This window comes from Mesorhizobium sp. U510 (assembly GCF_059180695.1).
Genome location: NZ_CP180532.1, coordinates 2,443,843 through 2,456,965 on the forward strand (window position 1 = coordinate 2,443,843; position 13,123 = coordinate 2,456,965).

A 13,123-nucleotide genomic window follows, 5' to 3' on the forward strand; every position below is an offset into this window, starting at 1 on the left:
TATCCACCTTCTTTTCCAATAATTTGAGACGAGATTGGTAGCGTCCACAGTCAAAGGTGGGCGTTATGACAAAAGAAAAATCTGCCCTGGGGGCAACCGGGCTCAAAGCGCTGCTGCTGGCAATCGGCATTTTCGGCCTGTCGCATCCATCGTTCGCCAGCACGGTCCCAGCCGGCGCCGATCGTGTCGATTCGCTGCTGGCGAACGTCGAAACGCCTCCTGTCCTCGGGGGCATTTCGCTGCTGCGGCGGCAGCCCTGGCAGCCGGCCTCGGCCTACAGAATAGGCATGGTTCTCGGCAGCTACGGTCCGGCCACCAGCGGTCAGGAAACCGGCCTTTCGACGGCGCAAGGCAACGCCGGGATCGATCCCATCCAGACGGCGGCGATCATTCCCGGCGTGTTCGGATCGGTTGCGCTGTCCATGCATAATTTTCCGGTTTCCGCGCGTTGGGCACCGGTCTACAAGGCAATCGTCGACTGTTCCGCGGGCACTGCGTGCGACGGCAAGAACAGCATCTTCACCGCGATCGTCAACGCCGCCAAGGACAAGCGGTTTGTCGACAAGCTGTCCTTCATCAACTCAAGCATAAATCACGCGATCGCCTACAAGAAGGACAGCGTGGTTTACGGCAAGCTCGACTACTGGGCCAAACCTTCCGAAATTCTCGAGCGGCGGGCGGGCGACTGCGAGGATTTCGCCATTCTCAAGATGGCGGCGCTGCTGCGTGCCGGCATTCCGGCGCAGAGCATGTCGCTCGTCGTCTTGCAAGATCGCAAGCGCGGTTTCTTTCATGCCGTGCTGTCTGTCAGCACCGGCAGCGGCGTCTTTATTCTGGACAGCCTGAGCAACGTCGTCTCGCGGGACAGCGATCTTCCAGACTACGTGCCATTGTACTCGTTCAGCACCGACCGAGCGTGGATCCACGGCACCAGGCCCGGCGCGGCCCAAGTCGCCGATATCAAGGGCGGACTTGCGACGGTCGCACCTGGCGAGGGCCTGCAGCCATAGCATAGCCAAGCGAAGCACCCGGTTCGGCACGCCTTCGCTCTCATGTCTTCTCCCCAGAACTGGGGTCACTTTCGGGCGATATGCACTAGCCGCCGAAGACGAAGGCCATCAGCAGCTCCGGCTCGAGCACCGGCGCCCGCGCCGCATTCAATTGCCCCCGGTAGCGGCGGTCGCCCGCGCCGATGACGAAACCGGTGGCGACCGGCGTTTCGCCATTGGCGTCGAGCCGCGCGAATATGTCAGCGACATTGAGATCCAGGGCAAGCTTCAGGTCGTGGCGCGCATCTTCGCTTGGCGCGACCGGCAATTGGCGCCTGACCAGCTGCTGGAACGGCGCGTTGAAGGTCAGGATCCTCTTCGACGATGAGAGCGCAAAAGCCGGTGACGGGCAGGCGACCAGAATGGCGTTGATCGTCTTGATCGACGCAAGCCTTCGCAAGGTCTGGTTTTCGTCGGCCAGTCCGCGCATGCAGGCCACCCGGATTGCCGATGTCAGGTTTCCGGTGTGGGCATGGCTGTCGGCGATCTCGTCGATCAGCATGCCGATCGTGCATTTGCGGCTTTCGGCCATCTGCTTCAGCGCGGTCCAGAACGCCCGCTCCAGACGAATGCCGCGTCGCGTGCCGCCACGTGCCACGACCCGGAATTCCAGCCCGAAATCCTCTGTCGCCATGGGCGGCAGCAGCTGCTCGCGATCGGCGGCGGGAGACGTGACGCTATCGTTCACTCATTGCCTCCTCGCGTGCCTTGTTGATCGGCTTCAGCAGATAGGTGAGGATGGTTTTGTGTCCGGTCTTGATATCGACCGAACAGATCATGCCGGGGATGATCGAATAGGTCTTGCCATCTCGCGTCAGCGTCGACCTCTCGGTGGCGACGCGTACCTGGTAGTAGGGCTCGCCCGTCTTCTGGTCGACCAGGCTGTCGGCGGTGATGTTGGAGACCTTGCCCTCGATACCGCCGAAGATCGAGAAATCATAGGCGGTAATCTTGATCAGCGCGTCCTGGTCCGGCCGGATGAAGGCAACATCGCGCGGTGAAACCCGCGCTTCGACCAGCAGCGTCTCGGATGTGGGCACGATGCCGGCCACGACCGCGCCGGGCTGCACGAAGGCGCCGACCGTGTTGATGTCAAGCGTGTTGACGATACCGTCGACAGGCGAGCGGATGTCCGTGCGCGCCACCTTGTCGGTGGCGCCGCGTATGGTCTCATCGACGACCGAAAGATCGGCCAGCGCCTGGGTCAGGTCGCTCAGCGCCTCCTGTTGCAGCTGCAGGCCGAGCTCGTTGACTTGAAGCTGGGCTTCGGTGATGGCCGCCTTGGCTTTCTTGATGGATTCACCGGCGAGGTTCAGCTGCCCACGCAGTTCGGTCTGCTCCCGCTCGACGCGGATCTGCTCGGTCCTGGCCATCAGCCCCTTCTTGACCATGGATTCGACCAGCGCCGTTCCCCGGTCGCTGACTTCGAGATTCTTGGTGAGGCGATCGAGATTGGCGTTGGCTTCGTCCAATTCGTTCAGGCGCTGATCGAGACGCGACTTGAGGACCGACAGCTTGACCTGGAAGTTGTCACGGCGCGCAACGAGCAGTTTCTGCTCGTTGTCGCAGATTTCCGGCGCGACCTTCTGAATTTCGGCCGGACAGGGAAATGGACCGTCTATATTGCCGGTCTGCTCGAATTTCAGCCGTGCAATGCGCGTCCGGAGCGCCCTTGCCTTGGCCTGCTGCTCGCCGAGGCTGGACGTGTTCATCGTGTTGTCGAGGCGGATGATGAGATCGTTCTTCTTGACGATCTGCCCGATCTTCACGGCAATTTCCTGAACGACGCCCGGCTCGCTGGCCTGGATGATCTGGGTCTTGGAAGCCGGTATGACCTTGCCTTCGCCGCGCGCGATTTCGTCGACCTCGGCAAAGGACGCCCAGGCGACGGAAGACACAAACAGTGCCCCTATGATGAACAAGGACGCCGACGCGAAAAGCGGCGGCCGGTCTTCCCTTGCAAGCATGTCCTACAACCCCAACGCATTGAATGCGTTCAATAAGTCTGTTTTTCAGGTGCTTGTTTTCTGCAGCGCCTGTATCACTTGGTCCTTTGGTCCATCGGCAACGATCCTGCCTTGCTCGATGACGATAAGACGGTCGGCCAGTTCGAGCATGCTGAAGCGATGCGTTGAAACGATCAGCGTCGTGTTCCGGTCGAAAGCCACTTTGAGCTGCTTGATCAGCTGCCGCTCGGAAGCCAGGTCCATCGAACCCGACGGCTCGTCCAGGAAGACGATTTTCGGTTTGGTCAGCAACAGACGGGCAATCGCCATCGTCTGCCTCTGGCCGCCCGAGAGATTGGTGCCGCGCTCGCCGACATTCATGTCGTAGCCACGCGGGTGACGGGAGACGAAATCGTCGACGCCGGCAGCCTTTGCCGCTTCGACGATCTGCTCATCGGTCGCCTCCGGACATGCCATCAGGAGATTTTCCTTGATGGTACCCGAAAACAGATCGTTGGCCTGTGCGACGATCCCGACCGCGGCGCGAACCTCCGAAGGGTGGTATTGGCGGATGTCGATCCCGTCCAGCAGCAACTCGCCTGATGTCGGCAGGAAGAGCCTGCCGATCAGCCGGCCCATCGTTGTCTTTCCCGAACCTATGCGGCCGATGATGCCGATGCGCTCACCTGGCTTCACCGAGAAATTCAGGCCGGTCAGGACCTCGTTCTCGGAGCCCGGATAGACAAAGCCGACATTCCTGAAAACCATGGCGCCGTTGCGAATGGGCCGGTTGACGAAACCCACCGTATCCGGGCGATCCTCCGGCTGCGCCATGATCGAGTTCACCATGCGCAGGGAGAGCATGGCCTGGCGAAGCCTGGACAAGGTGATGGCGATCTGGCCGAGTGGAGACACCGCCCGGCTGGCCAGCATCACGGTGCCGATAATGGCTCCGGTGGAGACGTGTCCTTCCGAGAAGGCGTAGGCGCCGGCCACGATCAGGGCGACGGTGACCATCTGCTGGATGGCCTGCGTTATGTTGCCAGCGGCGGCCGAAAGCTGCTTGATCTTCTCGGATGTGTTGGACGCGTTCTTGGAATGCTCTCCCCATTTTCGCAACAAATACGCCTCGGCCCGCAGCGACTTGATCGTCTCCAGCGTGGAGATGGATTCGACCAGCAGGGCCTGCCGTTGCGAGGCCTCGTTCATGGAGGCCGCGACACGCTTGCCGATGCGCTGTTGCGTGATCAGCCCGACGATCACGGAAGCCACGAAGGCCAGCGCCGGTATGATGACCAGCCATCCGCCGATCGCATAGATGACCAGGAGAAAGACGAACACGAAGGCGGTGTCGATAAACACGCTGATGGTGTTGGACGTGAAGAATTCGCGCACGAATTCATACTGCGTCACCCGATTTGCATATTCGCCTGTCGAGCCTGGCCGCGCCGACAGGGACGAGTTCAGCACTTTCTCGAACAGCAAATAGGAAATGCGCAGATCCGCCTTGCGCCCGGCATAGTCGATGAGGGACGCTCTGGCGGTCTTCAGAAGCAGGTCGAACAGGATGACCGTGGCGATGCCGATCGACAGCACCCACAGCGTCGATATCGCCTTGTTCGGCAAGATCCTGTCATAGACGTTCATGGTGAAGATCGGCGAGGCGATGGCCAGCATGTTGATGAAGATTGCCGCCAGGATAACCTTCGAATAGGTGCGCCAGAACGGACCCATCGTTCCCGTCAGCCAATGTCGCCGCTCGATCTTCGGCGCCGAACCGACATTCATCCCTTCGGCAGTGTTGGCATATGTTATCGAGAAGGAAACGCCGCCACTGATGTAGCTGGCGGCCAATTCGGATTTCGTGATGGTTACGCGGCCGTCTTCCTGGGGAGCGGTCGTGAATGCGCCGTCCTCCGTTTCGGCCAGCAGGGCAACCGGCAATTGACTGACGCGAAACACGATGGCGGGGAGGTCGATGCGTCCCCGAAGAAACTCGCGATGGCTGAATTCGGTGATTTCGAGGCCGATGCGCTCGGCAATATGCCGGATGGCTTCGATGTCGATACGCGTGTCCGACAGCGGCACGCCGGCGAACAGCACCGTTTGCGCGCTCGGCCTGCCGAGATACCCGGCAATGGCCGAGAAGCAGGCCTTGAACGCCTCCTTCGGGGAGAGGATGTTGGGTTGCTGATTCACGATCTGCCCTTAGGGACTTTCGATCGGTCCTTACATCCGCTTACTTTTTCCTGACCGGTGCCAGGATATCGAACGGCAGGTCGTTCTTCTGTTCCGACGGCGTGCGCGCATAGGTTTCCGTGTCGGCCGTTTCCGGTGCGCCGAACTCGGTCCGCGCATAGGCCGCGGCCTGTTTTGGCGGGCGGATGTCCATCGTTTTCAGCAACTGCCCGGTGGCCGCGAGAAGCCGGTATTGGGCAAAGAGAGAGGCGTAGGATGCGGTGTCGGCCAGTGTCGCCGTGTTGAAACGCGTATTCTGCGCATCCAGCACATCGAGCAACGAGCGCTGCCCGACCTTGAATTGCTCGCGATAGGACGCGACCAGCTTCTCGTTGGAAGCGGCCTGCAGCTTCAGCGTCTTTGCCAGGTCGGCTTGCCGGAAGCGGCGATCCCACGATGTGCGAACGGCTTCTTCGATTTCCCGCAGCACCTGATGCTGCGCAAGCCGCTGCTCGCTGGTGCGACGGATCTGCTCCTGTTCATTGGCCTTGTCGATGCCGCCCCGATACAAGTTCCACCGCAGCACCAGGCGTGCCTGCAGGTCGGATGTGTCGCCATTGTCACCGTCGATGTCATACCCAGCCCGGGCGACGCCTTCGGCGACGATCGAGGGGCCGTATTTCGCGCGAGCCGCATCCACCAGCGAGGCCGCGGCGGCGATATCGCTGTTGGCCATATGGACGCGCGGATTGCTCTCCCGCGCAAGGCCAATCGCATCGTCCAGCGACCTTGGCAGCGTGCCGGAAACATCGGCCGGCCTCGATGCATTGGTCAACGGCTTCCCGACGGTCTTGAAGAACCGGATCCTCGAGGCCTCCAGCTCCTCCGAGGCTTCCTGCATGCGGGCCTTGGCCGCAAACAGGCGCTCTTCGGCCTGTTGCCGGTCGGCCTCGTTCAAGCCACCGCCAGCAATGCCTTCCTGGATGTCGTGGAGGATTGCTTGGTGAAAGCCCAGGTTCTTCTTTGCCTCTGCCACGATCGAAGCCTGAAGCATGTATTCGAGGTAGTCCTGGACAACCGAGAGTCCTATGAATTCAGACCGCTCCAGCACACGAAACGACGCGCCGTCGACGCGCGAGGCCTGGCGGTTCAGTTCGGCCCGCCTTGCGCCGCTGTCATAGAGCGTCTGCGAAACCGTCAGATCGGTTTCCGCCGGATAAAGTGCGTCATCCTCTATCGAGAGCGCGCGTCGGGAGGAATTGTCGAGACGGCGAGCTCCGGCCGACGCTTCCACGTCGACGCTGGGAAGATAGAGGCCCTTGGCCTGACGCAGCTCGAACTCGATTGCTTCGCGATTTTCTATGGCCTGGCCGATTTCAGGATTGGATTCGACCGCAACCGCCATCGCTTCCTTGAGCGTAAGCGCACTCGCACTTGCGCAGGTCAGCATCGTAGCCGCCATCAAAAGACCTAGGCGCTTGCCCACAGTCGAGATGCTTCTCGTATTCATCTAACCCGCCCCAACGTTTCCCCTGCGCCCTTGCGGGCGCTGACCCAAGCCTGAGCCTTCTCAGGCAACTATCCAACAATTTCAAGAAAATATCTGAGTTATTATTAATTTAGGGGAGCCTAAATCACTCGTCTGATCCACAAGGTTGGGAAATGTAGCAAAAATGGCACAAAATGGGTTGGCTGCGGCTTCAGCCAAACGCCGCCTGGCGTGGAAAAAGTCCACACGCGGATACGGCTCAATGCCGGCAGAATCGTATGACGCCTGCATGGCCGGAAGGCGGCCGTGGAAATTGGACGGCGATCGGCCAAGACCATGCGACCCACATGAAGGGCCGATACTGGATTGAGGGCTGCCCGAATAAACCGCCAAGCACGGCCATAGTTCGCCCTTGCGTTAAGCCTCGCTCAACCTCTGCAATCTATGCTGATGCCAAATTGTCGAGGTTAAAATGAAGCGCAGGCCGATACTACTCTTCGCTTTTCCGGCTTTCATCCTGGTGGTTTTGGCCTGCGAGCGAATAGCGACCATGCTGCTCGGGAGCTATCCCGCAAGCCCCGCAATGTGGAGGATCTGGCTTGAACTGCGCCCCTTGTCGGCGATGTTCTGGCAACAGATCGACGCGTATCTCTATGGTTCGATGGCCCTGGATGCCGTCATCCTGGTTGCCGCTGCACTGGTGTTCTGGAGCGCTTGCCGGGTGAGACCGGCGGCCGCCTTCTTCCTGGCCAACCACGTCGCCCTGCTCTTTGCCGGACTGATGATCGCTTCCAGCAGTCATTCGGAGACGGCGAGCACGGTCGCGGCATTTCCTATGTCCAACGGCCTCCAATTCGCCCTGAAGATCGATTTCACCTGGCAGAACAGCCTGGTGCTCGTCCTGGGCTTCGCGGCCTGCGCGTACTGTCATGTCGCGTTCCTTCGCGAGACGCGACTGCGCGGTGAGTCTCTGGCCCTGCGGCTCATGACTTTGGGACGGGATCTTTAGTCTGGCATAGGGCGTTTCGAAAACGTCCGGACGTCGGGAACTGCATGAGGCTCACTTCCGTCCGGCTTCACCGGGACCCTAATACGCCTCAATTGATCTTGCGATAATAGACCTTGCCGTCCGGCGTTTCCGTTCGCTGGTAGGCGGGGTTCGGGCCAGGAGGCGCTGCACTCCTGCGCTTGATTGGCCGTGGCGTCTCGACAGCCGCGGGTTCGGCCGCGACATCGCTGGTGTCGGAAGAAGCGTCCGCCACGGTGCTGGTGACGACGACGGGTTCAGCCGCGCCGATGCTGCTGTCGTCGCGCGCCGAGGGTGGGTTTTGTGCCAACCTGGATATGCTGCCGTTGATTTCGTTGAAATTGCCCTGCAGTTGGCTGTCCAGCCGTTCAAATCGGCTTTGAAAACCGTTGTTGACCGTATCGAGCCGGGCAACGATCCGCTGCTCGAACGCACCGAGTTCCTCGAGACGTCCCTCCACGGTACGCAGGTCGTTGATGCCTCGATAGAGGTAGATGGCGGCGGTTGCGTTCAGCACGGCGAACAGGGTCAATCCAACGCCGACGACGACGGCCAGCCGCGACCGGCTCGCATCCTTGCCGAGCAGTTGCGGTTCAATCGGCTCGGCCGAGACAGTCGGTACATGCGGGTCGCTGATCGTCGTCATTGAACCACCACCTTGGTGCCAACTGGCACGCGCTTGAAAAGATCGATCACATCCGTGTTGGTAAGGCGAAAGCAGCCCGACGTGCCATCGAATCCCACGCCTGAGGGATCGTTGGTGCCATGGATGCGATAGAGCGTGTCGTGTCCGTCCCGCAGCAGATACAGCGCCCGCGCGCCCAAGGGGTTATAAGGACCCGAAGGCACCAACTCCGGCAGTTCCGGTTGGCGGGCGCGCATTTCCCGGGGCGGGCGCCACTGCGGCCATTCCGTCTTGGCGCCGACCTTCACCACCCCGGTCCAGCCAAATCCGTCACGCCCGACGCTGATCTGGTAGCGCAATGCCTGGCCCTGGCGGGTCACCAGGTAAAGTGCCTTCTCGCTCTTGCGGATGATGATCGTTCCCGGCTGCTCGGTGGTCGCAAAGGCAACCGCCTTGCGCAGGCTGGGGCCCATCGCCGGCAGCGGCGGCCGATCCGAGAGCCCCGACCGCGCCTCGGCGAAGCCCTGGGCGGACATCGCCAGCACCAGGCCGAGCACGCAGGTGCCGGCCAGCCTGGGGACGAGGCCATTTCTACCGGGCAGCGTCATCGAGCCGCTCTTTGAACATCTTCTTCAGATCCTTGTTGAAGCGCGCCCTGCCGTCCACTTCGGAGGGAAGGATCGCCCGGTTCAAGGCATCGGTCAGAAGGGCATTGTCCAGCGCGACCGATTTGATGTGCGGCGCCTTGAATATCTTCTCGAGCTCGCTGCGCGAAAAATGGTTCCCGAACCATTTGCGCTTGTGCTTGTTGGCGACCAGCGTGATGCTGACCGCATTGCCGCGCAGTTCGCGGATCTTCTTGTAGAGCCGCTTGCCTTGCCGCAGCGAAGCGACGTTGAGTTCGAAGACGATGAAGATCTCGTCGCTGGTCGACAGCACCGAATTGTGCCAGGGCGTTTCGATATTGGGCAGGTCGATGACGATGTCGTCGAAGCGGTAGGCGACGAGGTCCAGAAGCCGGAAGACGAAATCGCTGCCGTGCGGCTCGAAGGGCAGTTGCGGCCTCTCGAACGCATAGAGGGTGAGACCGGACGGGCGCGTCAACTTGATGACATCCATCAGCTCGACATCCAGCCTTTCCGGCTGATTGATAATGCCCGCGAGATCGAACTGGTTGAACAGATTGAGATAGGCGCCGCAATTGGCGCTCTGGAAGTCGAGATCGACCAGGCAGGTCGAGGCCGCGCGCTCGGCCGATTTCGAGGCCAGGAATTCGGCCGCCGACAAAGCGAGCGTCGTGGCACCGGCGCCACCGCTGGCGCTGATGAAGGTGATGATCCGGCTTTTCGTGCCCTGGTTGCCGGTATCGTGGAAGGTCACCGCATTGAGCAGTTCCTTGCCGTCTAGCGGCTTGTGCAGCCAGTCCGAGGCGTTCATGCGCACCAGCACGCGCGTCTGTTCCGACGTCAGCTCATCGGAAACCGCGATCAGCGGCACCGTCGCCCACAGCGCGCGCGCCTCGACGATGCCGGGCTTGCCGAGCAACTCGCCAGCGCCGAGATCGAGGATGACGATGCCGGGACGCGTATCGGCCGGCGGACCTTTGAGAAAATCGTCCGTCTCGGAAACCCTGACGTCATAGATCGCCAGCGCATCGAGCCGCGTCGCCACGTCGCGCTTGAAATTCGGATCCGACGAAAACAGCGCCACCTGCTTGCGCTTGGTCGGTGTAACCTTGGTGTTGATGGCATTCATGGCCAGGTGCTCTTGATGTCTTCGCCCGTGACCGTGCTCAGCATGGAGGGCATGTTGATGTTGGCGAAACCCATCAGTCCCTGGAGGAAGAAGAACTGGAAGGTTCTGTTCTGCAGGCTGACGGTGATTGTCGGCACCGGACCGCTTAGCCGGGTCTGATAGCCAAGGCCGGTGGCCGAGTAAGTGACGACGACGTTGCTGCGCAGCAAGCCCGGGAAGAAGTGACACATGCCCGGCCGCTGGTTTGTGGCCAGATTGGGACAGGCGTCATCATTGGTGTTTGCGGTGTCGCCACGAAAGATGCGACTGAAATTGGCGGCGCTGAAGCCGCCGCCATTGCTGCAGCCGCCCGTGCCGGCGGTGTAGGTGCAGACGAAGGGACCATAGGCGCCGGCGGCAACCGGGGCGCCGGGAGAGGAGATCGGACCCGCGGTCGCGAGATTGGTTGCCACCGCATCCGATATCGACGCCAGCCGGGCGCCGACCTGCACCGCCTTGGTGGCCGCGTTCCATTGATAGAAGGCATAGCCGAAATCGACGAAGCCCAGGACAAGCGAGAACAGCAGCGTCGATACGATGGTCATTTCCACCATCGCCGCGCCGTCTTCTGATTTTGCGAAACGCTGGATCATGGTCAGAACCGGATCAACCGCTCGTCGTGGGACCCCTGAAGCGTGATCGGCCCGATGCCGATGAACGCAAGCATCCCGACACCGGTGTATGGGTAGGTACCGGATGCGCGGACGGTGCAGACTTGTGCGGTGGTGGAGCGATATTGGGTAACGCCGCCCACCACGGTATCCTGGCAGGAGTTGTTGGTGGTCACGGTGACATTCGATGTCTGCCAGCCGCTGACGCGCGGAGTGTCGGTCACGACGCCGTTGACAACGGTTACAGATGGCTTGCCGTAGACGGCGATGTTGGCGGCAATGGTGGTACAGTTGATCGCCGCCAGCCCGGAGTCGGTATACAACTGACTGTTGCAGCGCGCGGCATAGCGAGCGGCGTCTGTAAGCCCGGCCTCCATCAGCAGCTTGTCATGGATCAGGTTGCCGAACTCGAACACTCCCGCCGACAAGACCAGCATCAGCGGCGTGATCAGTGTCATCTCGACAATCACCGCGCCGCGTTGATCGCGACGAAATCGACTGAGATATCGGGACAGCATCTTGAACATCGCGGTCACCGATAGAGCTGCGCTTCGTCGCGCAGATAGTTGTCGAGCGTACCGTTGCCGCCTTTGCCGGTGATGTCGACCAACTCGACGTAGATATTCTTCCCGTCCTTGATAGGCTCGGTGATGAAGAAGCTACCGAACCTCCTCACGGGAATCCCCGTCTGGCGGCCGCTGAAATTCGTGCCCGAAGCCTGAAGCGCATTGCAGTCGAGGATTGCGCCGTACAGCAACCGGCGGTCTGGGATCGAGATCGGGGTGCCTGCCGCCGCAGGCGGGACACCCGTTTCGCCACCGACTGCAGGATCCTGATAGATATTGTTGTCGATCTCGTAGCGATAGACCTCATAACGTGTCGGGAGATTGGCGCCGGTTCCGGATAGAGCCGATGGCACGGCACGTGTTGGATGATTGGCGGCCCAGTAGCGCGCGAAATTCCAGTCACCGTCGCCCATGCGGCCGCCCATCATGGTGCAGTTGCCGGCGATCTGGCACGAGTCACGCTCAAGCCCGACACCCTTTGTCGGGTCTGTTTCGTAGTCGACCTTGTTGCTCGAGACGAACTGGCTGCCGTTCTTGGCACCCTTGCGCACATTGACTCCAGGTCCGTCCGAATAGTTTGAAGAATCGATGCCGAAGCGCGAGTTGATACCGTTCTCGACAGGGCCGGCATTCTGTCCAGGCTCGGTATTGACGCCGTCGCGCGAATAACAATTCTGCGGCTTGGAGTCGGCGAGCATCTTTTCGAGCTGATTGGCGCCATTGCCAAATGGTGAAGCCAGGAAAGCGAAGTTGCCGGGAAAGTAAGATCCGTCGCCGCGCAGCACGATCTGACGGCGACGGTATTGCCTGGATTGTGCCGCCTGTTCGAGCGTGACGCCGCCGGTGATGGATGTGTCCTCATACGGATTGCACATGAAAACGGGCGTGTAATCGCAGACGCCCGACGTGAACCCGGCAGTCGCCCGGGCTGCAACGTTGAAACCGTTACTGGCCGAATTGCCCGTCAGAAACGACGCCGGGAATATTGCGGCGAAACCGGTCGGCGCCACCTTCACTTCAATGAAAGCAGTTTCATCTTCGCCGATGGATTGCGTTGCATTGGCATAATTTGCGCTGGTGACCGGGGCTCCGTCTGTTGCGGGTAAGCTCTTGAGGAAACACCACGAAATGTTGCCGGCGCTGTTGCACTGTGCGGTGCCGCCCGGTTGCCCGGACGTCAAAGTGAACCGACCATTGGCGCCAACGGTCGAGAATGCGGCCTGGTTGGCAACCAATGTCGCCATGGCGCGTTCGGCCCTAGCCCATGAGCCGGGCAAGCCATCGAGCTCGGCGGCTCCGGCCAACGCAAAGGCATCGGCGCCCTTCTGCAGGTCGTTATGCAAATTGTTGACCCGGCTCATGTCGATCGCCAACAGCGAAAAGCCGATGATCGCCGGCAGCGTAACGCTGACGAGGAGCAGCGCTATTCCCCTCTGATCGTGCCAGAACGCGCGAATGGTTCGCAGCATGGCTCTTACTCTTTGCTCCCTGACGCCAGGTTTCCTCGTATGGCCTGGCGCGCTGAAACCGCATCCTTCCGTTTCAGTTTACGGCGTCGTCGTCGTCACACCCGACCCCGCCCCGCCGACATTGACCGTGATGGCAGGCGGTGGCGGCGGTGGTGGTGGAAATTTGTAGTTGTTGGCAACAGCGGCTGCGCGCGCACCATCGCCTCCTATGTGTGTATTCCTGGAGGCCGGGTTGAACGGATCGACCGTCTGCAGAAGCGAATTGTACTTCTGCGAGTCGCCCGCGGCCAAGGTCACTGAATCGTAGTGATTTAAATAGTCCGCCGCACAGCCCGTCAGCAGACCGGCGCTCAGGACGAGGATCAAGGC

The 13,123-nt window shown here is 60.9% G+C and carries 13 protein-coding genes; 2 read left to right on the forward strand and 11 right to left on the reverse strand.

The genetic code is table 11. From position 1 onward, the window contains the following. Positions 1-65: 65 nt before the first annotated feature. Entirely contained in the window at positions 66-1,010 is a 945-nt protein-coding gene (locus ACLGL5_RS13570) for a transglutaminase-like cysteine peptidase (protein ID WP_038644568.1), read from the forward strand. An 85-nt stretch (positions 1,011-1,095) separates the two neighbouring features. Here ACLGL5_RS13570 and ACLGL5_RS13575 read toward each other — a convergent pair whose 3' ends face one another. From ACLGL5_RS13575 to ACLGL5_RS13590, 4 genes are read right to left on the reverse strand one after another with little or no spacing between them, the layout of a single operon-like run. Continuing rightward, a complete protein-coding gene (locus ACLGL5_RS13575; protein WP_019860381.1) occupies positions 1,096-1,737 on the reverse strand; it encodes a ribbon-helix-helix domain-containing protein in 642 nt (213 codons plus the stop codon). After that, positions 1,727-3,016 (reverse strand): HlyD family type I secretion periplasmic adaptor subunit, encoded by a 1,290-nt coding sequence (locus tag ACLGL5_RS13580; protein ID WP_069091284.1) that lies wholly within the window; start codon positions 3,014-3,016, stop codon positions 1,727-1,729. The genes ACLGL5_RS13575 and ACLGL5_RS13580 overlap by 11 nt, the downstream gene beginning before the upstream one ends. 45 nt (positions 3,017-3,061) lie before the next feature. Next, on the reverse strand, positions 3,062-5,194 hold the full coding sequence (locus ACLGL5_RS13585) for a type I secretion system permease/ATPase (RefSeq protein WP_083246608.1): 2,133 nt from the start codon (positions 5,192-5,194) through the stop codon (positions 3,062-3,064). A 40-nt stretch (positions 5,195-5,234) separates the two neighbouring features. Continuing rightward, positions 5,235-6,683, reverse strand: a complete 1,449-nt coding sequence (locus ACLGL5_RS13590) for a TolC family protein (protein WP_081295854.1) — start codon at positions 6,681-6,683, stop codon at positions 5,235-5,237. A gap of 451 nt (positions 6,684-7,134) precedes the next feature. Between ACLGL5_RS13590 and ACLGL5_RS13595 the strand changes: the two genes are divergently transcribed. Then, positions 7,135-7,671, forward strand: coding sequence for a hypothetical protein (locus ACLGL5_RS13595; RefSeq protein WP_069091286.1), 537 nt, complete (start codon positions 7,135-7,137; stop codon positions 7,669-7,671). Between the two features lie 88 nt (positions 7,672-7,759). On the opposite strand, the gene ACLGL5_RS13600 is transcribed toward ACLGL5_RS13595, so the two are convergent. The 7 genes from ACLGL5_RS13600 to ACLGL5_RS13630 form a co-directional block, all read right to left on the reverse strand. Then, positions 7,760-8,335 (reverse strand): hypothetical protein, encoded by a 576-nt coding sequence (locus ACLGL5_RS13600; RefSeq protein ID WP_069091287.1) that lies wholly within the window; start codon positions 8,333-8,335, stop codon positions 7,760-7,762. Next, entirely contained in the window at positions 8,332-8,922 is a 591-nt protein-coding gene (locus tag ACLGL5_RS13605; RefSeq protein ID WP_069091288.1) for a L,D-transpeptidase, read from the reverse strand. The genes ACLGL5_RS13600 and ACLGL5_RS13605 overlap by 4 nt, the downstream gene beginning before the upstream one ends. Continuing rightward, positions 8,906-10,069, reverse strand: coding sequence for a CpaE/TadZ family protein (locus ACLGL5_RS13610; RefSeq protein ID WP_019860373.1), 1,164 nt, complete (start codon positions 10,067-10,069; stop codon positions 8,906-8,908). The genes ACLGL5_RS13605 and ACLGL5_RS13610 overlap by 17 nt, the downstream gene beginning before the upstream one ends. Beyond that, entirely contained in the window at positions 10,066-10,701 is a 636-nt protein-coding gene (locus tag ACLGL5_RS13615; RefSeq protein ID WP_069091289.1) for a TadE/TadG family type IV pilus assembly protein, read from the reverse strand. The genes ACLGL5_RS13610 and ACLGL5_RS13615 overlap by 4 nt, the downstream gene beginning before the upstream one ends. Before the next feature lie 2 nt (positions 10,702-10,703). Continuing rightward, a complete protein-coding gene (locus tag ACLGL5_RS13620) occupies positions 10,704-11,246 on the reverse strand; it encodes a TadE/TadG family type IV pilus assembly protein (protein ID WP_223217872.1) in 543 nt (180 codons plus the stop codon). 5 nt (positions 11,247-11,251) lie between these two features. Next, positions 11,252-12,754 (reverse strand): TadE/TadG family type IV pilus assembly protein, encoded by a 1,503-nt coding sequence (locus tag ACLGL5_RS13625; protein ID WP_069091290.1) that lies wholly within the window; start codon positions 12,752-12,754, stop codon positions 11,252-11,254. A gap of 78 nt (positions 12,755-12,832) precedes the next feature. Continuing rightward, on the reverse strand, positions 12,833-13,120 hold the full coding sequence (locus tag ACLGL5_RS13630; protein ID WP_019860370.1) for a hypothetical protein: 288 nt from the start codon (positions 13,118-13,120) through the stop codon (positions 12,833-12,835). Between the last annotated feature and the right edge of the window lie 3 nt (positions 13,121-13,123).

Coding starts and splice junctions, on each gene's coding strand:
- ACLGL5_RS13590 (WP_081295854.1), bottom strand. CDS start 6,683: ATGAATACGAGAAGCATCTCGACTGTGGGCAAGCGCCTAGGTCTTTTG.
- ACLGL5_RS13605 (WP_069091288.1), bottom strand. CDS start 8,922: ATGACGCTGCCCGGTAGAAATGGCCTCGTCCCCAGGCTGGCCGGCACC.
- ACLGL5_RS13580 (WP_069091284.1), bottom strand. CDS start 3,016: ATGCTTGCAAGGGAAGACCGGCCGCCGCTTTTCGCGTCGGCGTCCTTG.
- ACLGL5_RS13570 (WP_038644568.1), top strand. CDS start 66: ATGACAAAAGAAAAATCTGCCCTGGGGGCAACCGGGCTCAAAGCGCTG.
- ACLGL5_RS13610 (WP_019860373.1), bottom strand. CDS start 10,069: ATGAATGCCATCAACACCAAGGTTACACCGACCAAGCGCAAGCAGGTG.
- ACLGL5_RS13620 (WP_223217872.1), bottom strand. CDS start 11,246: ATGTTCAAGATGCTGTCCCGATATCTCAGTCGATTTCGTCGCGATCAA.
- ACLGL5_RS13600 (WP_069091287.1), bottom strand. CDS start 8,335: ATGACGACGATCAGCGACCCGCATGTACCGACTGTCTCGGCCGAGCCG.
- ACLGL5_RS13595 (WP_069091286.1), top strand. CDS start 7,135: ATGAAGCGCAGGCCGATACTACTCTTCGCTTTTCCGGCTTTCATCCTG.
- ACLGL5_RS13615 (WP_069091289.1), bottom strand. CDS start 10,701: ATGATCCAGCGTTTCGCAAAATCAGAAGACGGCGCGGCGATGGTGGAA.
- ACLGL5_RS13625 (WP_069091290.1), bottom strand. CDS start 12,754: ATGCTGCGAACCATTCGCGCGTTCTGGCACGATCAGAGGGGAATAGCG.